2 protein-coding genes and 1 pseudogene are annotated in these 2,842 nt (G+C 73.3%); all 3 read left to right on the top strand.

The window, feature by feature from the left end; all coding sequences use genetic code 11:
- Nucleotides 1-21 precede the first annotated feature (21 nt).
- Nucleotides 22-639: pseudogene (locus DKT68_RS18195) on the top strand (tyrosine-type recombinase/integrase); the annotation flags it as partial.
- Nucleotides 640-819: 180 nt separating this feature from the next.
- The gene (locus tag DKT68_RS18190) at nucleotides 820-1,743 is read left to right on the top strand and encodes a ParA family protein (protein WP_109818608.1); all 924 of its coding nucleotides are present in this window, start codon (nucleotides 820-822) and stop codon (nucleotides 1,741-1,743) included.
- A 41-nt stretch (nucleotides 1,744-1,784) separates the two neighbouring features.
- Nucleotides 1,785-2,816, top strand: a complete 1,032-nt coding sequence (locus tag DKT68_RS18185) for a segregation and condensation protein A (protein ID WP_109818609.1) — start codon at nucleotides 1,785-1,787, stop codon at nucleotides 2,814-2,816.
- Nucleotides 2,817-2,842 lie beyond the last annotated feature (26 nt).

Genomic DNA, 2,842 nt, shown 5'->3' with positions numbered 1-2,842 from the left:
CGCCGTCGCCGGTCGCGGTGACCGCGCCGGCTGCCCCGTGCGCTGCCCGTCGACGACGTGGTCCGGCTGCTGGAGACCGCCGGCCCGGTCACCGCGACCGGCGACGGCGCGCCGCTCGCGCTGCGCGACCGGGCGCTGCTGGAATTCCTGTACGGCACCGGCGCGCGGATCTCCGAGGCGGTCGGCGCCGCCGTGGACGACCTCGACGCCGACGAGGGCACCGTGCTGCTGCGCGGCAAGGGCGGCCGGGTGCGGCTGGTGCCGATCGGCGGGTACGCCGTCGAGGCTGTGCGCGCGTACCTGGTCCGGGCCCGGCCCGGGCTCGCCGCCGCCGGTCGGGGCACCCCGGCGGTGTTCCTCAACGCCCGTGGCGGCGCGCTGTCCCGGCAGGGCGCCTGGGCGATCCTGCGCCGCGCCGCCGGCCGGGCCGGGTTGCCCGTCGACGGTCCCGCCGCGGTCTCCCCACACACCCTGCGCCACTCCTACGCCACCCACCTGCTCGACGGCGGCGCCGACGTGCGGGTGGTCCAGGAGTTGCTCGGCCACGCCTCGGTGACCACCACCCAGGTCTACACCCTGGTGACCGTCGAGCGGCTGCGCGAGGTGTACGCCACCGCCCATCCACGCGCCCGGGGCTGAGCCCGGTCGGGGTCGGTCCCGACACGCCGGGCCGGTGGCGAACCCCCTGCTGGTCGGTGGCGTACAGTCGGCATCGGCGCGGACCTCCTGGGGCGACACGACCGGGGTGCGCAGCGGCGCCGCGAAGGACGTCGGACGGCTCCGACGCCGGGTGGGTCGTCGGGAGGGGGCAACGAGGACATGGCTGGCAACGGTGACCGTGCCGAGACCTGGACGTCGGAGCTCCGCGAGCAGCAGGCCACGCTCGGCGCGGACCTGGGTCCGGCTGATCCGGCGGCCTACACGATGCGCAAGCCGATCCCCGAGCCGATGCCCACCGATCGGCACGGCCCGGCGCGCATCATCGCGATGGCCAACCAGAAGGGCGGCGTCGGCAAGACCACCACCACCATCAACCTGGGCGCGGCGCTGGCCGAGTACGGCCGCAAGGTGCTGCTGGTCGACTTCGACCCGCAGGGCGCGCTCTCGGTGGGGCTGGGGGTCAACCCGCACAACCTCGACCTGTCCGTCTACAACCTGCTCATGCAGGACGACGTGGCCGCCGAGGACGTCCTGATCAAGACCGACGTCGCGGGCCTGCACCTGCTGCCGGCCAACATCGACCTCTCCGCCGCCGAGATCCAGCTCGTCAACGAGGTGGCCCGGGAGATGGCCCTGGCCCGGGTGCTGCGCTCGGTCCGCAAGGAGTACGACTACATCCTGATCGACTGCCAGCCCTCGCTCGGCCTGCTGGCGATCAACGCGCTGACCGTCGCGCACGGCGTGCTCATCCCGCTCGAGTGCGAGTTCTTCAGCCTGCGCGGTGTGGCGCTGCTGCTGGACACCATCGACAAGGTGCGCGAGCGGCTCAACTTCGACCTGGAGCTCGAGGGCATCCTCGCCACCATGTACGACAGCCGCACCACGCACTGCCGTCAGGTGCTGCAGCGGGTGGTGGAGGCGTTCGGCGACAAGGTCTACCAGACGGTCATCACCAAGACGGTGAAGTTCCCCGAGTCCACCGTGGCCGGTGCGCCGATCACCACGATGGACCCGGCGTCCTCCGGGGCACGCAACTACCGTCAGCTGGCCCGCGAGGTGATCGCCGCCCAGTCGGAGCGGTAGCCGGAACTCCCGGTGCCCGCCTCGTGCACTACGGTCGTCCGGTGACCGCGCCACCCCTCGACCCGCCGGCCGGGCCGCACGAGGCCACCGCCCCGGCGGTCGCCGCCGAGCTGGCCGCCGAGGTCGACGGCGTGCTGCCCGCCCCCGAGACCTCCGGCTTCACCGTCCGGCTGGCGAACTTCACCGGCCCGTTCGATCTGCTGCTGCAACTGATCGGCAAGCACAAGCTCGACGTCACCGAGGTGGCCCTGCACAAGGTCACCGACGAGTTCATCGCCTACATCCGGGCCATGGGCGACAGCTGGGACCTGGACGAGGCCAGCGAGTTCCTCCTGATCGCCGCGACCCTGCTGGACCTGAAGGCGGCCCGGCTGCTGCCCGCCGCCGAGGTGGAGGACGAGGCGGACCTCGCCCTGCTGGAGGCACGGGACCTGCTCTTCGCCCGGTTGTTGCAGTACAAGGCGTACAAGGAGGCGGCGGCGCACATCGCCGAACTGGAGGCGGTCGGCGGTCGGCGTTACCCGCGGGCGGTGAGCCTGGAGCCCCGCTACGCCGAGGCGCTGCCCGACCTGGTGCTCGGCATCGGCCCGCAGCGGCTGCTGAAGCTGGCCGTGAGGGCGATGACCCCGAAGCCGGTGCCGGAGGTCTCCATCGCCCACGTGCACATGGTCCGGGTCAGCGTCCGGGAGCACGCGGCGATCCTCGCCGCCCGGCTGCGCCGGGCGGGCACGGCCACGTTCTCGCTGCTCTGCGCCGACTGCGAGGCCACCCTGGAGGTGGTGGCCCGGTTCCTGGCGCTGCTGGAGCTGTACCGGGAGGGTCTGGTGGCCTTCGTGCAGGAGCAGGCCCTGGAGGAGCTGACCGTGCGCTGGACCGGCCCGGCCGACGGCGACACCGAGCTGCACGTCGACGAGTACGCCGGCACCCCGGCGGAGCCGGAGTCGGTCGTGGCGGCCGCCCCGGAACCGGGGCCGTCGGATGAACCGGATGCCGTGCCGGCGGATTCGGCGCCGGTGGGGGAGGCCGGGGGACCGGACGGGACGCGAACGACGGAGGGTGAGCGGGATGAGTGACGAGGAACGCGGGGACTCCCTGGCCG

Origin of the sequence: Micromonospora acroterricola (assembly GCF_003172955.1) — a bacterium.
In the GTDB taxonomy this organism is placed as follows: Bacteria; Actinomycetota; Actinomycetes; order Mycobacteriales; family Micromonosporaceae; genus Micromonospora; species Micromonospora acroterricola.
This window is presented reverse-complemented; position numbering and strand designations above follow the sequence as displayed.

What these genes read in the sequence shown, in the direction of transcription:
- DKT68_RS18190 (WP_109818608.1), top strand. Translation starts at nt 820, where the DNA reads ATGGCTGGCAACGGTGACCGTGCCGAGACCTGGACGTCGGAGCTCCGC.